The sequence below is a fragment of the Dellaglioa sp. CoH-55-MRSF-9 genome, assembly GCF_056782155.1.
Genome location: NZ_JBXAYG010000108.1, coordinates 1 through 261 on the forward strand (window position 1 = coordinate 1; position 261 = coordinate 261).

The 261-nt window shown below is 63.2% G+C and carries 1 pseudogene; it reads right to left on the reverse strand.

The features are described 5' to 3' along the window. A pseudogene (locus AC1RPV_RS07980) lies at positions 1-208 on the reverse strand (alkyl sulfatase dimerization domain-containing protein); the annotation flags it as partial. Positions 209-261 lie beyond the last annotated feature (53 nt).

Below are 261 nucleotides of genomic sequence, written 5' to 3' on the forward strand. Positions count from 1 at the left end.
CCTTGCTCATCACGCTGGCGACCCATCGATACTGCCCGGCCTTGTAGTCCTCGCGCGCACGTTTGATCGTGGCCTCCGCGCCGCCCATATACTCCACCTGCTTCCTGGCTTCTTCGGCGCGCGGCAGCGGATTGAGATCGGCGGGATTGGCGTCGTACCAGCCGAGATAGAACTGGTAGACCGCCTTGGCATTGTGGCTCAGCGTGCCGTAATAGCCGCGTTAGGCCCAGTCGTTCGCCAGCGACGGCGGCAGCTTCAACT